We start from the raw sequence: 16,323 nt of genomic DNA, 5'->3' as shown, positions 1-16,323 counted from the left end.
ACTTACCCAAAAAATCAAACAATTAACTATCTTGATATTCATGACAGTTTAATAGCAAAAAAATAAAACCCCCGTTTATTCGGGAGTTCTATATGCACCTCTATAGTCAGTAAGTTCTCATTTTCGATGCAGCGGGCAGCGAAAGTTGCCAGCTTCGTACCTTTATTCGCCTGAAAGCTCTCAATGGCTTTAATGAGCCCGATGGTACCGATCGAGATCAGATCCTCCAGATCCTCGCCGGTATTATCGAATTTCTTGACAATGTGCGCGACCAGCCGCAAGTTATGCTCGATCAGCATATTGCGGGCGTGGGCGTCTCCTTCCGCCATCAATTGAAGGTACTTACTTTCCTCTTTCTCTGTCAGCGGCTGCGGAAAGGCGTTGTTTTTGACGTACGATACCAGCAGCGTTAATTCTTTAATAAAAAGGGCGATAAAGCTGAAAAGTCCGGGCAAAGATGACACCTCCTGCTGAATGACTGGGCACCGCGAAAACATGGCTGCTGCTTCCTGTTGTTGGCCTGCGGTCTGTTCATTCTATGTGGGCGAAGGCCCATCTGTGCCTGTACGTAGAAAAGAAATCCTATCCTGCCGCTTTAGGCCCGCCTTGCTTTCCAGGCACTCGCCCGGCGGCATCCTCTGCGGCTTCGCGCAGCTTATCGAGGGTGAACCGCTGGACAAAGCGGCGGTAGGACTCCTTCCTTTTTCCATGCTCCCGAAACTGGGCAACGAGCCGCGTGACGGCCGGAATCAATTGTTCCGCCTGAAGGCCGGTCAGGAGCAGCGTGGCTAACCCGGCCTTGATCCCTTTCGGCTCACCCCCGACATAGAGATCGTAGCTGTCTTTCATCTTCACGACGGCGATGTCCTTAAGCAGCGGTTCACTGGTCCCAAGCGCGCAGCCGGCATATCCGATCCTCAGCGGGCTCGGTACCTCAATGCCCGTGGTCGCAAGATCCAAAGCTCTTGCGACCTCCAGTCCGGCGTCTTCCGCCCCGCGGCAGAATTGGCAGGCGATTAAGCTCTTGGTCACAAAACCTGCCGGATGAATCTGAAGCCCGGCGGCCTGGAGTTCTTCCTGAACCTCGGCCAGACGTTCTTCCTCTGCCGTCACGTACAGCTGTTTGAAGCCGGTCATTTCCACATCTATGATCTTTTCGGCAATGCTGCCGATCGCTGCGAGCTGCTTTGGGGAGAACACGGTTCCCCCGACCCCGAAGCCGGGGGTGACCGCAAATTTACGCTGACCCAACCTTCCTCACTCCTTATCGAATCGATTATTCTCCCGCGACCGGTCGTCTGCGGATCACGGCACGCTCACGACGAATGGGACGGTAATGACGCGTCCATCACGCTGGAACTGCCCCCATATTTTATAGACGCCGGCGTGCGGAAAGGTTGTCATAAACTCGGCCTTCGGCCCAGAGCCTTTCTCGTCCATCGGATGGACGTGCAGATACTGCTCCGCATCCTCGGACAGGATGACCACGTGTCCAACCGCACCCAGGTACGGCTGCAGGTCGGTGACCGGCTCGCCGGTTCCGGCATCTTCAATCGTGTACGTGAGCATCAGTTCCTGCCCTGCCGCAAGACGGTCAAAACCCAGGGTTACCTTTAGTCCGTCCACCGTTTTGACCCGTTCCACGTCCGGCTTCACGGGAGCAGCTGGCAGCGGTGCGCCTTTTACCTGGAGCCACGTCGTTTTGTTCATCGCGCCTCCGCCTTCCGGAACAAAGTCGGCGATCAGCTTGTAGTCACCGCCGGCCGGAAAGCGGTTGTTGACCTCAAACACACCGCCTCCCAAATACTCCGGATGAATATGGTGAAAGTAAGACAGATCCTTGCTGACGATAATGAGATGCTCTTTCTGCTCATGCGTCGTTTCGAAAGATTCAATGGCTTTCCCGCCATGCGTAAATGCCATGCGAATCTTCGTATCCACGCCGGCTGCCGGTTCTTGGCCGTCGGCGTAAGTCCAACTGACGTTCACGTCATTCGCTTGGATGTCTCCTGTTTGTCCGCCGCCGTGCTCATGCGCGGTTTCCCCTGCGCCGTTCGTCTTTGCCGACCCATGTGCCGAATGATGATCATGTGACATGTTCATATTATCTCCATCTCCTTTTATGGTTTTTGTTTCGGATTCGCAGGCTGTCAGCACCGCGAGCCCGAGCAGTACGGCGAGTCCAAATGAACGTTTCATGCGGCTTGCTCTCCTTTCGGATAACTCTGCAGCTTCATCCGCTGCAGTCTGAGCGCATTCAGGACGACCGAGACCGAGCTGAGCGCCATCGCCGCCCCGGCAACCCAGGGAGCGAGCAGCCCAAAGGCTGCGACCGGAATACCCAGGGTGTTGTAACCGAGCGCCCAGAATAGGTTTTGGCGGATGTTGCGCATCGTTTTCCGGCTCATTTCGATGGAATCGGCAATGCTGTTCAAATCTCCGCGCATCAACGTCACGTCCGCTGCTTCCATCGCGACGTCCGTTCCCGTTCCGATGGCCATGCCGATGTCGGCTTGCGCCAAGGCCGGTGCATCGTTGATGCCGTCGCCGACCATCGCCACTTTTTTGCCAAGCGACTGCAGCTTTTTGACTTCATCGGCTTTGCCTTCCGGCAGCACCTCGGCAAGCACTTCGCCAATGCCCGCCTGCCGGGCGATCGCTTGGGCCGTACGCTCATTGTCCCCGGTGATCATGACCACTTGAATCCCCATGCTTTTCAACCGGCCGACCGCCGCCTTAGAGCTATCCTTGATCGTATCCGCAACAGCGATCAGTCCTGCGTACCGGCCATCCACCGCGACCAGCATCGCGGTTTTGCCTTCCTCCTCCAGCTTCGTCATGCTTCCCTCGGCATCCCTGGCAAGGATGCCATGCTTCTCCATCAGCTTGCGGGTTCCGGCGAGCACCTCTCGGCCGTCCACGACGGCCCGGATTCCGTAACCTGGGATCGCCTCGAATTCCCCTGCTTCGGTGAGCGCAATGCCGCGGTCCTTAATGCCATCCACGATGGCCTCAGCGAGCGGATGCTCCGAAGGCTTCTCCGCCGAACCGGCCAAACGCAGAAACTCGCGCTCATCCATCGCCTCGGGCAGCACATCGGTCAGCTCCGGCTGCCCTTTGGTGACCGTACCCGTTTTGTCCAGGATGACCGTATTGATTCTATGCGTCGACTCGAGGTACTCGCCGCCCTTGAACAATACACCCAGCTCGGCGGCGCGACCCGAACCGGCCATGATCGACGTTGGCGTCGCGAGTCCGAGGGCGCATGGGCAGGCGATAACCAGAACCGCGATCGCCTTCTCCAGCGCGCTGGCAAAGTCGTTTGGGGCAACCCAGAAATACCAGACGACGAAAGTCAGGAGAGCAATGCCGACCACGATCGGGACGAAGATGCCGGAAATGACGTCGGCCACCCGCTGGATCGGCGCCTTCGAGCCCTGCGCTTCCTCCACCACTTTGATAATTTGCGCTAGGGCCGTCTCTTTGCCGACCTTCGTCGCTTGAATTTTCAGCCGTCCGTTTTTATTAACGGTCGCTCCGAATACGGAATCCCCGGCTTTTTTCTCAACCGGGATGCTCTCGCCTGTCAGCATCGATTCGTTGACGGCCGACGCCCCTTCGAGCACGAGTCCGTCAACCGGGATTTTTTCGCCCGGCTTCACGAGGACGATGTCCCCGGTCAGAACCTCTTCGACCGGTATCGTGAGCTCCCCGCCGTTTCTGATCACGACGGCGCTCTTCGCCTGCAGTCCCATCAGCGTCTTGATCGCTTCGGACGTCCGTCCTTTAGCGAGCAGCTCGAACAGCTTGCCCATAATGACCAGCGTGATCAGCACGGCGCTTGTTTCATAATACATTTCCGGACCATGATGAAGGCTTCCGCCTCGGGCGGCCCACTCAAACGTTAAGTAGAGGCTGTAAAAGTAGGCGGCCGACGTTCCCAAGCTGACCAAAACGTCCATGTTGGCGCTTTTGTTGCGGAGGGCGTTGAACGCCCCCTTATAGAACTGCCTTCCGATATAAAATTGCACCGGGGTGGCGAGTGCCAGCTGAAACCACGGATTCATGAACAGTTGCGGCATCCAGATCCAGGACAGGAAGGAAAAGTGACTGACCATGGACCACAGCAGCGGCAGGGACAGCAGCGCGGAGACCAGCAGCTTGCGCTTCTGCTGCGAAATCACCCGGCTGCGCTGCTCCGCCGGATCGGCGGTTTGCTCCCGCTTGGGGGACGCCTTGTAGCCCAGCTTGCCGATCCGGTTCTCCATGTCGAACGCAGTGACTTCCAGCGGGTTGAATTCCACTCTGGCCGTCTCCATCGCAAAATTGACATTGGCGCTCTTTACGCCAGGCATCTTGTTCAGCGTTTTTTCGATTTTGACCGCGCAGGCCGCGCAATACATCCCGGTAATGTCAAGATCCACCACTTCTTTGGCCGTATCGTACCCCAGCTTCTTGACGGCTTCCTCCATATGATCCGTACTGACCCGATTCGGATCGTACGTGACCGTGGCCCGCTCCATCGCAAAATTTACATTCGCCTCGGACACGCCATCCATTTTTTTCAGACCTTTCTCAATCCGGTTGGCGCATGCGGCACAAGTCATGCCCGTGATCTGTAAAGATGCCTGTTCCTGCTGCTCTAACTGCTCCTGTTCCCTACCGTAAGTTTCCATTGCATCGACACCCCGTTTCCTTTATTCGTTAGGCGACCTCATAACCTTGATCTTCAATCGCTTCCTTAATGGACTGAAGAGACAGCTTGCCGCTGTCGTACGCAACCGTTACCGTTCCGTCGGCCAGGTTGACCTTGGCGTTCGCCCCCAGCGCCTTCATCGCGCCCTCGATGGAATTGACGCAGTGCATGCAGGACATTCCGTTCACCAGTAAAGTAACTTGGTTCATATATCATCTCTCCTCGGATCGTTTTTATGGAGGATGGCATCTGGCACAAGCTTGAAGCATTACGATCACCATCTCCTTGTTTTGTAGTATACCCCCCTACCCTATAAATAGTCAATCATAATTTTACTATACCCCCCTAATCTATATTTTCGCCCATAAAAAAACGTCTATCGACGTACCTTCAAAGAAGACAGACCGCTTTAATGGTAATTTTTCTTGCAATATCAGGAAGCAATGGCTCTGGAGTTTATGCTTTCTGATATTATAAAAAAAAGGATTCTTCCGAATCCTTGGATCTTTGCCGTATTGGATTATCTCATCAACTTATTGATGGTGACGAGCAGTTCATCGATCACTTCATTTTCCCCGTCCTGAATGCGTTCGACCAGGCAGCTCTTCATATGGTGCTCCAGCAGAAGCTTGCCTACCCCGTTCAAGGCGGATTGGACCGAGGAGATCTGGTTCAGGACGTCGTCACAGTAAGCATCCTTCTCGATTAAGCCTTTTATGCCGCGGATCTGCCCCTCGATCCGGTTCAACCGGCTGATCAGGTTGTTTTTCGTTTTTGGGGAATGGTGGCTCTTCCGTACGCCTGTTCCGCAAGACTCATGCTTGACGGATTCTTCCATGGTCTCTTCCATACGCATCCATCCTTTCATACTGGCTATCTCTATTGTACCATCCCTTCCCCCGAATGATGAGTCCGGATCATGCATTCGATGCCCGGCCAGGCAAAAGACCTTTGCAGCCGGACATCTCAGCCCGCCCGGACCTTTATTTTAAGGGGAAAATAAATTTAATAGCGGACAGCCCACACGCAAACTGGCTTGGACACCTCTGCCGAATAGCCGGTGTAGGTCAATTTGCCGGTATCCTGATCGACGGTGAAGAGCGTCAGGTTATTCGTATCCCGGTTGGCCGCAATCACATGCTTCCCGCCCGGAACGATGGAAAAATGGCGCGGGTGCTGGCCTTCCGTCGACACGTGCTGTACCGTCGTCAGTCTGCCTGACTCCTGATCGACCCCATAGACGACAATGCTGTCATGTCCGCGGTTCGAGCCGTACAGGAACCGGCCGTCGGCAGAAATTGTAATTTCCGCGCAGCCGTTATCCCCTGTCCACTCCGCGGGCAGCGTCGGCACGGTCTCCAGCGTTTCGAGCGTTCCCTGATCCGCATCGTATTGAAAAGCCGTAACCGTCGAATTCAGTTCATTGATGACGTATGCGAATTTTCCGTTTGGATGGAAGGTCAGATGGCGCGGCCCTGCGCCTTTCTCCACCCGGACGTCGCTCACAGGGACGAGCTTGCCTTCGGCTTCGTCAATCCGGTATGTACGGATGAGATCCAGACCGAGGTCGCACGCGAGCAAATAGCGCTGATCCGGGCTGTAGAACGAGGAATGGAGATGTGGAGCCGTTCCGCTGTACTCACCCTGTCCGACATGCTGCTGAATGTCCAGCACGTTTCCCACCTTGCCGCCCGCGCCAAGCTCCACCAGGCTGATCGTCCCTTTGTGATAGCTGGTCAGCGTCAAATATTTGCGGTTTGCGCTCCGCTGGATGTGGCAGGCGGGACCGTTCAGCGCATAGGCCCGGCTGGCTTCGGTCAGCTTGCCTGCTGCCGGATCGATCGTATAAGCGACGGCATCGCTCGTCTTCGATCCGTCTTCGTCCGCGGTTTCGCTGATGGCGTACAGCAAGTTTCCCGCCTGATCCACGTTCAGGAACGTCGGATTTTTGTTGCCGTCCACCCGGTCAAGCAGCGTCAGCTCACCTTCCCCTTCATTCAATTCGTATACATAGATTCCGTCGGATGCCGCTTCGGCATAAGAACCGACGAACACCAGCATGCGATCGTTAGCTGTCATGGTCACTTCGCCTCTCTCTTTGTGTTTGTATAAATGATTGTATCATTGTTAGTGGAATACGGCAAAAGGGGCTTGGCCCTCATTTCACCCCTCCATAGGGGCACGGACGGATCATCGGATCCATGGTGTAATTATCCTCCGGAACGAACATAGTAATACGGTCGGCATTATTTGCCGGATGCGTACAACCGTATGTCCTGTAAGCACCGTCATCCACGCCATGCCGTATCACCGGCGGATTCGCTCAAGCGTCATGAGGTCATGATGATGCGAATGACATCATCCTTATACGTATGTAAACCCGGGATTCCGAGCCGCAGTAAAATATTCAGGCGCTGCCGGATGAAGCGCAGCAAACCCCAGCATCAGGAGGCTGATCACACCAATGAAATTAGCGGATCATACGATTCTCGTCAATGGAGGCGCCGCGGGCATCGGTAAGGGCGTCGTTACGGCTCTGGCCAAAGAGGGAGCAAAGGTCGCCTTCTTTGACAGCAGCGAAGAAAAGGGGCACGCAACGGAGAAGGAGTTCAGTGAAAGAGCGGAGTGCATGTTTGTTAAAGTCAATCTTCTCGATAAAGACGAGGTTGTTCAAGGCTTCAAGCAGGTCATCGGAAGGTTCAAAACGCTCCACGGACTCGTTAACTGCGCGCAGGCTTCAAGGAACGTGCCTTTTCTGGATACGACCGAGGAAGAGTTCAGACTGGCGCTGCACACGGGCTTCCTTCCTGCTTTTCATCTGATGAAATGGAGCTATCCCTATTTAAAAGAAACGCAGGGCTCGATCGTGAATTTTGCATCCGGGGCGGCACTCGAAGGCATGCCCACGCAAACCTCCTACGCGGCAGCCAAAGAAGCCCTGCGCGGCATTTCCCGCGTGGCGGCCAAAGAATGGGGACCGGATCAAATCAACGTCAACATCGTCTGCCCGATCGCAGCCTCGGAAGGCGTGCTGGAATGGAAAGAAAAGATGCCCGACGCCTATGAGAAAATGGTCAACAACATTCCGCTGCGGCGCCTTGGCGACTGCGAGCACGACATCGGGCGGGTCGTCGCTTTTCTGCTAAGCAGGGACGCTAAATTTATTACCGGGCAAACCATCATGGTCGACGGCGGCACCATGATGCTGCGGTAGCGCCAGCCTGATTCCTTGCCGACGGGTGTTCTTTATGGTCGTGACGCCTCCCTAAGCTTCAGATATACTTTGGGGAGCAAAGGAGTGAGATTATGAATTCGAACATTCAACTTGAACACGATGTCCCGGAAGCCGAGGAGTACAACGCGCTGCGGGAAAAGGCCGGACTCAGCCCCAAAGATATCGAAGCCTCCCGCAAAGGACTGCAGGGCTCCCTCTTCATCGTCACCCTCCGCCTGGATGGGAAACTGATCGGCATGGGCCGCGTCATCGGAGACGGAGGCTGCATGTACCACGTCGTGGACATTGCCGTTGATCCAGATTATCAAGGCCAAGGCCTCGGCAAGCGGATCATGGCCGACATTACCGATTACCTGGACCATAACGCTCCGCCTACCGCCTATGTCAGCCTGATCGCCGATGTGCCGGCCGACCGGCTGTACCGGCAGTTCGGCTTTGAGGATACGGCGCCGGCATCGGTCGGCATGTACAGGCGTTTCTAGGCCGCGGCGGCCATCGGCGGCTGTCGGTCGGAGCTAAGGCCTTAGTCCACCTTGGCGCCGTAGGCACGGGCTACGCCGACCGCCTGCTCAAGGTCGATCCGCACCCCGGTGAGATTGATCGACCGGAAGTCAAAGCGGTCCAGCTTCGCTCCCCGCAGATCCGCTCCGCTTAAAGTGGCCTTGGCCAGCCGGACGCCACTTAAATCCGCCTCACGGAGGTCCGCCTTTTGCAGGTTGCATTCGGACAAGTCCGCCTCCACGAAACGGATGCCCCGCAGCTGCTGCTTGACGAGATTGGCGTGGCGCAGATTCGTGTACGACCAATCCCCGCCCTGGATCGTAATGCCGTCCAGCGATGCACCCGAGAAGTCGCTGCCCGTCATTTTGCATTCCTCAAACTTGCTTACGAACAAATTGGCCCCCGCAAATCGGCAGTTCGTAAACGCCGACCGGGCATGAATCGAGGCGTTCAGCGTCGCTCCCCCGAAGTCGCATTCGATGAACCGGCAGCCGGTCGTCCAGACCTCATCCAGCGCCGCCCCGCGAAAGCTGCATTGTTGAAAGGTGCATCCCTTCAATTCCCCTTCCTTCAGATCGGCTTGGCCAAAGTTCACCTTAACGTATTCCTCATCTATGTACTGATACATTCGCTCTCATCCCCCGTTAAATTTCTCGTTTCGCTAACCCATGTTTCGTTTGGGCCGTTTATTATCTATCCTATCAAACGTATGTTCCTTTCTCAATTGTTGTGATCTGTAAGGCCGCGATAAAATGAGGATCGGCTTAGTCTATGAAGGTAAAATAGATGCACTTTTGCATCTAACCCAACATTCTTAGGAAGAAATCCAATAGAAAGCTCAACAAAACGAAAAACAGACGGCCCAGGTCCTAACCTGCGCCGTCTGTTCTCTCGCCTGCGTATGAGTTTGTTGGAATCAGCGCATGCTGATCCGTACTTTTATAAGGCCCCACCTAGACCCCGTTAAGGTCCATAAAGCCCCGCCAAGCCCCATTCGGGATACCTTCACCGTGCAGTGCACCAGAGAGCTGCCTCAGTGCCTATAGCGTCACCCGAATATGCGGCTCATCGCTGATCACCGTCTGGCCGGCCCATTCGAGGATGACTTTCAGCCCGCCGGGATTCGCGATGTCGGCATGCAGTTTACCCGCCTCGGAGCGAAGCTCCAGGTCGATGACCGCCTGGCCGATATGAAGCTGCTGAAGCGTCATCTTTTTCCCGTCCCAGACGGACGGAATCAGCGGCGCTACGTGCACGGTGTTCAGATGCGCATGCGGCTTGACGCCGAAGAAGTGCCCGATCAGCGGAACGGCCATCGCATACAGCGTCCAGGCCTGGACCGCGCAGCCGTAATCCGGCGACATCTCGTTCATCGAGCCCGGCAGCGCCATCGAGAACGTGCGCATCATCCGCCGGAGCAGATCAAGCGCCTCATCGGCAAAGCCGTATACCGCCTCCGCCACGGCGTGCACACCCGTGGAAATCGTCATCGTTTCGGTCCGGTATACCCCCGAGAGGTATGTGCCGTACGGACCGATGAACTCCTCGTTTCTCATGTTGCCGAGAGCACGGACCGCCTTCTCGCGCTCCGCGATCCCGGTTTCCATCGGCGTCACGATCACCCAGTTTTTGTTCAGCAGCCAGCCGCGGTCTTCCCGATCATCCTGCACCCGGTCCAGAATCCGGTTCAGAACGTCCCGGTAACCTTGGACGCCGTGCTTCTCCGCAACGGACACCAGATGGTCGACCTTGGGCACAATGTCGCTCTTCGGAGCGACCGCATCGGCGTACAGGCCGTCCTCCTCGGACCAATACACCCGGTTGATGGCTTTCTTCATCCGGTCAGCCAGTGCTTCGTACGCTTCCGCCCGCTGCCTTTCGCCCAGCGCCACGCTCATGCTGGAGAGAGCCCCGGCCGCCTGCGCCGAGTACACTGCGGAATCGATCAGTTCCATGTTCAGGCCGGAAATTTCAATGATTCCGTAGCCGGATGGGAACAGATCGCCGTCCGGGTCCATTTCATGCAGCAGCCAATCCATGCCCTGCACGCAAATATTGTAGTTCTCTCTCAGCATCTCCAGGTCTCCGGTCCAGGTGAACAGATCCCAGATCATGGCGATGAAATGGGCGGTTTCCTGCGTGTTCCCCGGATTGGCGACCACTCCCATCGTCGTAATTTCATGAACGATTCGTCCGTTGCCATTGGCTTCCTGCGAGATGCTGCGGAGGATATCCACCGTATCCCTGGCGAGCTGAAAATCCCCCACGGCGGCAAGTCCCTGCACGGTATAGGAGTTGTCGCAGCCAAACCACCACGGATAATGCGGCGAGCCTGCGGTCAAACCGCGCCCGATAAAATCGACCTTCTGCACGAGCCACTGCGTATTCCATTTCGTCCAGGAGAAGATCTCATTCAGTTCGTCTTCCCCCTCAATGGCCAGCTTGGACTTCCGGTCGATGCTCTCCAGAAGGCGCAGCTTTTCCTCAAACAGCTGTTCATGATCCTGCTTGAGGCGGTCGAACGTGGCGATGCATTCATCCCGGGATGTATAGGAGCCCGCGATAAAGGCGTGAAAAGCAAAGGTTTGGCCTGGTGCCAGCCTCAGGGAAGCGGTGAACGAAGCTCCTGAACCGCCGCCTGCCGTCAGCTCCGGGCCGAACAGGGAGCGGTCCGCATTTCTTTGCACCGATTCGATGCCGGGCATTTCCGCACCAACCATCACGTACCATTCGCTGCCGCTGTCTTTGGCGATAAAGGCCGATTCCGACACCGCCTCAAACCGGTCCTCCTCCCCGTCCTCAATACCGATTTGTTCCGAATACCACACCGGGCGAAGATCGGAGCGGAAAAGCATTTCCAGCTCCAGCACCGTTTCCTCTGCCGCGTAGTTCGCGATTTCGTACCGGATGACCATGCCCTTCTCCCCGTCCGGCGAAAACTGGACGCGCTTCATCGATACCGGGATATGCCCCAGGCCATGGTCGTAGCGGAATTCTGCGCCCCAAGGATGGTTGATGAACTCGTCCGCCTTGGACCAGACGGAAATGTTCCGGCGGTGATCGGTCAGCCGGAGCCAAAAGCCGTCCAGCAGCTTGATGGGATGAAGCCATACTCCTCCCATCTCGCCGGCGACGTGATGCCCGAAATCCGGGAAATAGCCGTCCTGCGTGCCGACCGCCTTGATATATTCTCCCGCCGTCAAATAAATCGGAAATGGATGCCTGCTGCTTTGCTTTATCATTCGAATCTCCTCTTCTTCTTGTGTAATGGTCTTTCGCGAAGACTATCCCTTCATCGCGGACGAGAGGGAAATCCCCTCGATGAAATACTTCTGCAGGAAGAAAAACACGATGATCGCCGGCAGCATGATCAGCACCGTGGCGGCCATCAGCATGTTCCATTCGACGTTATAGAGCCCCTTGAACATGGACAGCCCCAAGGCCAGCGTATATTTTTCGTTCGAATTCAAATAAATCAGCGGGCCCTGGAAGTCATTCCACACGCCCATAAACGTAAAAATCGATACCGCGATGAGCGGCGGTTTGCTGAGCGGAAGCATGATCCGCGTAAAAATGCTCCACCGGTTGGCCCCGTCCATATAAGCGGCTTCATCGAGGTCACGCGGAATTCCCCGCATGAACTGCCGGATCAAAAAGATGTTGAAGGCGCCCCCGCCAAAAAAGGACGGAACGATCAGCGGCAGGAACGTATCGACCCAGCCTGCCTCCTTGAACATGATGAACATCGGGATCATTGTCACCTGGCCGGGAAGCATCATCGTCGCCAGCAGCACGAGAAACAGCCAGCGCTTGCCCTTGAATTTGAAACGGGCGAAGCCGTAAGCGCATAGGGCCGAGGTAAACACAGTTCCGATCATGACCGGTATCAGGATCAGCACCGTATTTTTCAGGAACAGAAAAAACGGCACCGCGGTTACCGCATCCCGGTAGTTCCCCCATTTCCACGTTTTGGGGAAGAACGAATCCTGAAAGACCTCAGCCGGCGTTTTCAGCGAGGTGGATACTGTCCAGAGCAGCGGCACTAGTACGACCGCGGCGCCTGCGGCCAGCAGCAGCAGCGTCAGGATCCGGGACAAACTCCATTTTCGAATTGTCGTATGCATACGCCATCCCTCCTTTAATCCCGGTCGTCATCGCCGTTGTAGTACACCCACATGGAGGAACTGCGAATGACAATCAGCGTGAAGAACAGGATGATCGCAAATAAAATCCAGGATAAAGCCGAGGCATAGCCCATTTCGTAGTTCACGAACGCCTTGTTATATAAATAAAGGTTGTAGAACAGCGTAGAGTTGAGCGGCCCTCCGTTCGTCATGACAAAAGCCTGGGTGAAATACTGAAAGCCTCCGATAATTCCCATGATCAAATTGAAAAATATCGTGGGGGAAATCATCGGCATCGTCACGCTGAAAAAGCGGCGGATGCTTCCCGCCCCGTCCAGCTGCGCCGCCTCATGCAGCTCTTCGGGAACGCCCTGCAGCCCGGACAGGTAAATGATGATCGTGTTGCCGACGCCCCAGATGCCCATGACGATCAGCGCCCCAAGCGCATAGCTCGGATCCTGCAGCCAGGCCGGCCCCTGAATGCCGAACCACCCCAGCGCCCGGTTCAATATGCCGTATTCCGGATTGAAAATCATAATCCACATCATCGACACGGCTACGGCCGGAATGACCGACGGCATGAAATAGATCAGGCGAAACACCTTCATGCCCCGGGTCCGCATGTTCAACAGCAGCGCGATGAGAAGAGAGACAATCTGATACAAAGGGACGGAGACGAGGGCAAAGATGAAGGTGACTTTCAGGGACTGGTAGAACAGTTCATCGTGAAAAATCGCCTTGAAGTTGTCCAGGCCGACGAATTCGATCGATCCGATGCCGGTAATGATGTCCCATTTGCTGAAAGACAGGACAAACGAAAAGAGCATCGGACCCAGCGTAAACAGCACCAGGCCAAGAAACCAAGGAAGAATAAACAAGTATCCCGCCCTTTCCGACCGTGAATTCCGCATAAAGTAACCTCCTTGATGAGTACGGATGGCCGCCCGGTTCTGCTGCGGGCTGTTACATCCGATTGGTTCGACGAAGGAGGAAGCCATGAATCGGGGACTCATGGCTTCCTTTGCCTTCCTTACTTCGCGATCTTGCTGTCGACATTTTTGGCAGCCTCATCCAAGGCATCCTTCACCGTGGACTTCTTCAGCAGCACCTTTTCAACCGCCTTATTGAATTCCTCCGTAAAGGTCGGCGCATTCGCCGAACGCATGGAAATCGGCTTCTTGGCATAATCCATCATTTCGATGACCGGTTTGTCGACGACTTCCGTACTCTTCACCTGATCCAGCTCCGCTACGGTAGCCGGGAGCACCTGACCTTTTTCGGAGCGGGCTTTTTGCGCCTCGGTGCCGGACAGCCATTTCATCAGCTCATAAGCTTCCTTCTTGTGCTTGCCGTTTGCGTTCATCGCCCAGCCGGCGGCGGCAATAATGCTTGCTCGTTCTCCGTTTGCCCCTTTCGGGATCAATGCCGAACCGTACTGCACGTCGGATTTGTCGAGATCGCCCTTGACCCACCGTCCGGTAATCATCATGGCCAGCTTGTCGGTCATGAACATCGACGAGTCCCCGCCCAGCGTTTCGGTGTCCTGCGGTGTCGGGGATACGCGGTCGTCGCCCTGTGCCAGTGCCACGTATTTTTCCATGGCCGCCACCGTCTTGTCGCTGTTCATGAACCCTTCCGCTTTCGTGCCGTCTTCATTGCCGATGTCGGTTCCGTTCAACCACAGGTAAATGTAGATCGGATATTCCCATTTGGTTGCGTTAAAGCCGAATTCCTTGATTTTTCCGCCGCCGTCCTTTTGCGTCAGCTTCTTGGCCGCGCTGATCATGTCATCCCAGGTCCAGTCGTCGGTCGGATAAGAGATCTTGGCCGCGTCGAACATGCGCTTGTTGTACCATAAGGCGAGCGGGTTGAAGTCCTTCGGGAGATAGTACAGCTTGCCGTCGATTTTGCCCATGTTCAGCAGATCCGGCTGGAACATATCCGTCTTGAAGGAGCTGTCCTGGCTGATGTACTCATCCAGAGGCTCCACGACGCCCTTGTCAACATATTTAAAATAATCCCCTTCGCCGATCAAGAAGACGTCCGGCGCCTGCCCCGCCGCAAGCGAAGTCGTCAGCTTCGTGGCATATCCGTCTCCCGGAACCGGTTCAAACGTCACCTTGATATCCGGATGGGATGCATTGAATTCGTCGGCCAGCTTTTTCTCTACCGAATCGGCCGTCAGCTCTCCCCAGGTCGTAAATTTAAGCTCAACCACTTTGCCGGATCCACCGCCATCGGCAGAACCGCTCCCCTTCGCGCTGTCGTCCGCCTTGGAACCCGAGCCGGATGAGCAGGCGCTCAGAATGACGCTGAACATCAAAACGAACGCAAGACTTGCAGACCATTTTTTCATTGGTTAGACCTCCCTGTTTTTTTCACTAGAAACTGTGAAAGCCGCGCAACCCAATCCCTAAAAAATGAGTGCTGGTGCGGGTCCAAATCGATTTCGGAACCTCAAAAAAAATATTCACCTTTTCCTGCAGGCAGCCTCGTGGCAACCTTTTAGCATGAAGGTGAAAACCATTGATACCATTGACTCGAAATCGATTTCGATCTCCGTAAAAAAATATGAAAATTTGAAAGCGCTTCCGTGCAAATTATAGCACCACCGTCGTTTCCCTGTCAACCACATGAAATGGAATTTTTAGATGTCTTCCTGTGCCGCTATGCTCCAGCAGATGTATGACCTGTTCGAATGCCGTAAAGGCCATCCGCTTAAAATCTTGCCTTACCGTCGTCAGCTTGGGAGACGTGTAGCTGGACAGAACGATATCGTCAAACCCGATCACGGACAGCTGCTCCGGAATGCGGACATTCAGCTCGCGGCAGCGGTTCATGAAACCGATCGCCATCAGATCGCTTGCGAAGAATACGGCCGTCACGTCTGGATGCTCCTGAAGATACGACTTCGCCGAATCATAGGCATACTCCTCCGTGTAATCCCCGTTAACGACTAGCGCTGGATCGAATTCGATGCCGTTTGCTTTCAATGCCTGGCGGTATCCCTTCAAACGCTCGTTGCTGACCACGGCAAAATTATGCCCGTTGACCATGCCGATCCGGCGGTGTCCGAGATCGACCAGATGCTGGATAGCCGCCCGGGCCCCCCCGACGTTATCTGTCATCACCGAACTGGTGTGGCTTCCCGTAATATCGGCGTCAATGACGACGCACGGAAAGTCGCTGTCCACGATTTCCAGAAAATACGGATCGGTCGTCTTCAGTCCCGTTATGACCGCGCCCGATACCTTGTGTTCCTTGCAGAACTGCCAATACGACTTGTCCTGCTGCTCCGACAGGTTCCGCGTGTACAGCAGCACCTCGTAATTGTAATGCGACGCCGCTTCGAAAATCCCCGTCATCATCTGAAACAGCACGCCATCCTTGCCGCTCGAACCCTCGAAATTGGAGAAGATGAGCGCAATGGATTTCGTCACCTTTTGCTTCAGATTTTTAGCCAGCATGTTGGGGGAGTAATTCAGCTCCTCGACCGCTTTCAGCACCTTCTTCCGCGTCTCCTCGCTCACATCCGTATATCCGTTCAGCGCCTTGGAGACGACCGTCGTCGATACGTTGGCAAGCTTGGCTACATCCTTGATCGTTGCCATGTTTCTCTCACCTCCCGTCCCGTCTTAATATTTTCATATTAAAGCATAGTGCCGGGATCATGTCAAAATACGGGAATTCGGGCGTTCGATCTTTGGTGCTTAACATTCCCCATATCCACAAATCCGCTTTTACAGTATAATTATTCCAGAATTATT

General features: G+C 55.2%; 14 protein-coding genes and 1 pseudogene. 2 read left to right on the top strand and 13 right to left on the bottom strand.

Annotated features, from left to right (window positions below; all coding sequences use genetic code 11):
• Positions 1-107: 107 nt before the first annotated feature.
• The 7 genes and pseudogenes from CJP46_RS32975 to CJP46_RS32945 all read right to left on the bottom strand — a co-directional run.
• A pseudogene (locus tag CJP46_RS32975) lies at positions 108-455 on the bottom strand (sigma-70 family RNA polymerase sigma factor); the annotation flags it as partial.
• Positions 456-582: 127 nt separating this feature from the next.
• Complete coding sequence (locus tag CJP46_RS32970; protein ID WP_094599856.1) at positions 583-1,251, bottom strand: nitrite/sulfite reductase domain-containing protein; 669 nt, start codon at positions 1,249-1,251, stop codon at positions 583-585.
• A gap of 54 nt (positions 1,252-1,305) precedes the next feature.
• Positions 1,306-2,199: a hypothetical protein gene (locus tag CJP46_RS32965; RefSeq protein ID WP_094599855.1), complete on the bottom strand. Its 894-nt coding sequence runs from the start codon at positions 2,197-2,199 to the stop codon at positions 1,306-1,308.
• Positions 2,196-4,676, bottom strand: coding sequence for a heavy metal translocating P-type ATPase (locus CJP46_RS32960; RefSeq protein ID WP_094599854.1), 2,481 nt, complete (start codon positions 4,674-4,676; stop codon positions 2,196-2,198). The genes CJP46_RS32965 and CJP46_RS32960 overlap by 4 nt, the downstream gene beginning before the upstream one ends.
• A gap of 28 nt (positions 4,677-4,704) precedes the next feature.
• Complete coding sequence (locus CJP46_RS32955; protein WP_094599853.1) at positions 4,705-4,905, bottom strand: cation transporter; 201 nt, start codon at positions 4,903-4,905, stop codon at positions 4,705-4,707.
• 311 nt (positions 4,906-5,216) lie between these two features.
• Positions 5,217-5,552 (bottom strand): metal-sensitive transcriptional regulator, encoded by a 336-nt coding sequence (locus CJP46_RS32950; RefSeq protein WP_179281432.1) that lies wholly within the window; start codon positions 5,550-5,552, stop codon positions 5,217-5,219.
• Positions 5,553-5,701: 149 nt separating this feature from the next.
• Positions 5,702-6,775: a lactonase family protein gene (locus CJP46_RS32945; RefSeq protein WP_094599852.1), complete on the bottom strand. Its 1,074-nt coding sequence runs from the start codon at positions 6,773-6,775 to the stop codon at positions 5,702-5,704.
• 385 nt (positions 6,776-7,160) lie between these two features.
• Here CJP46_RS32945 and CJP46_RS32940 point away from each other — a divergent pair, with 385 nt between their 5' ends.
• Positions 7,161-7,910 (top strand): SDR family NAD(P)-dependent oxidoreductase, encoded by a 750-nt coding sequence (locus tag CJP46_RS32940; RefSeq protein ID WP_094599851.1) that lies wholly within the window; start codon positions 7,161-7,163, stop codon positions 7,908-7,910.
• 92 nt (positions 7,911-8,002) lie between these two features.
• Positions 8,003-8,413, top strand: a complete 411-nt coding sequence (locus CJP46_RS32935; protein ID WP_094599850.1) for a GNAT family N-acetyltransferase — start codon at positions 8,003-8,005, stop codon at positions 8,411-8,413.
• Positions 8,414-8,454: 41 nt separating this feature from the next.
• On the opposite strand, the gene CJP46_RS32930 is transcribed toward CJP46_RS32935, so the two are convergent.
• The 6 genes from CJP46_RS32930 to CJP46_RS32905 all read right to left on the bottom strand — a co-directional run bounded on the left by CJP46_RS32930 (position 8,455) and on the right by CJP46_RS32905 (position 16,167).
• The gene (locus tag CJP46_RS32930; RefSeq protein WP_094599849.1) at positions 8,455-9,060 is read right to left on the bottom strand and encodes a pentapeptide repeat-containing protein; all 606 of its coding nucleotides are present in this window, start codon (positions 9,058-9,060) and stop codon (positions 8,455-8,457) included.
• Between the two features lie 412 nt (positions 9,061-9,472).
• On the bottom strand, positions 9,473-11,674 hold the full coding sequence (locus CJP46_RS32925; protein WP_094599848.1) for an alpha-L-rhamnosidase-related protein: 2,202 nt from the start codon (positions 11,672-11,674) through the stop codon (positions 9,473-9,475).
• A gap of 42 nt (positions 11,675-11,716) precedes the next feature.
• Positions 11,717-12,556 carry a carbohydrate ABC transporter permease gene (locus CJP46_RS32920; protein WP_094599847.1) on the bottom strand — a complete coding sequence of 280 codons (840 nt, stop codon included), beginning with the start codon at positions 12,554-12,556 and terminating at the stop codon, positions 11,717-11,719.
• A 14-nt stretch (positions 12,557-12,570) separates the two neighbouring features.
• On the bottom strand, positions 12,571-13,467 hold the full coding sequence (locus CJP46_RS32915; protein WP_094599846.1) for a carbohydrate ABC transporter permease: 897 nt from the start codon (positions 13,465-13,467) through the stop codon (positions 12,571-12,573).
• Positions 13,468-13,586: 119 nt separating this feature from the next.
• Positions 13,587-14,912 carry an ABC transporter substrate-binding protein gene (locus CJP46_RS32910; protein ID WP_094599845.1) on the bottom strand — a complete coding sequence of 442 codons (1,326 nt, stop codon included), beginning with the start codon at positions 14,910-14,912 and terminating at the stop codon, positions 13,587-13,589.
• A 244-nt stretch (positions 14,913-15,156) separates the two neighbouring features.
• Entirely contained in the window at positions 15,157-16,167 is a 1,011-nt protein-coding gene (locus CJP46_RS32905; RefSeq protein WP_094599844.1) for a LacI family DNA-binding transcriptional regulator, read from the bottom strand.
• Between the last annotated feature and the right edge of the window lie 156 nt (positions 16,168-16,323).

The sequence above is a fragment of the Paenibacillus sp. XY044 genome, from assembly GCF_002257645.1.
GTDB lineage: Bacteria > Bacillota > Bacilli > Paenibacillales > Paenibacillaceae > Paenibacillus_AQ.
The sequence above is the reverse complement of the archived record's forward strand: the minus strand, read 5'-3'. Positions and strand labels throughout refer to the sequence as shown.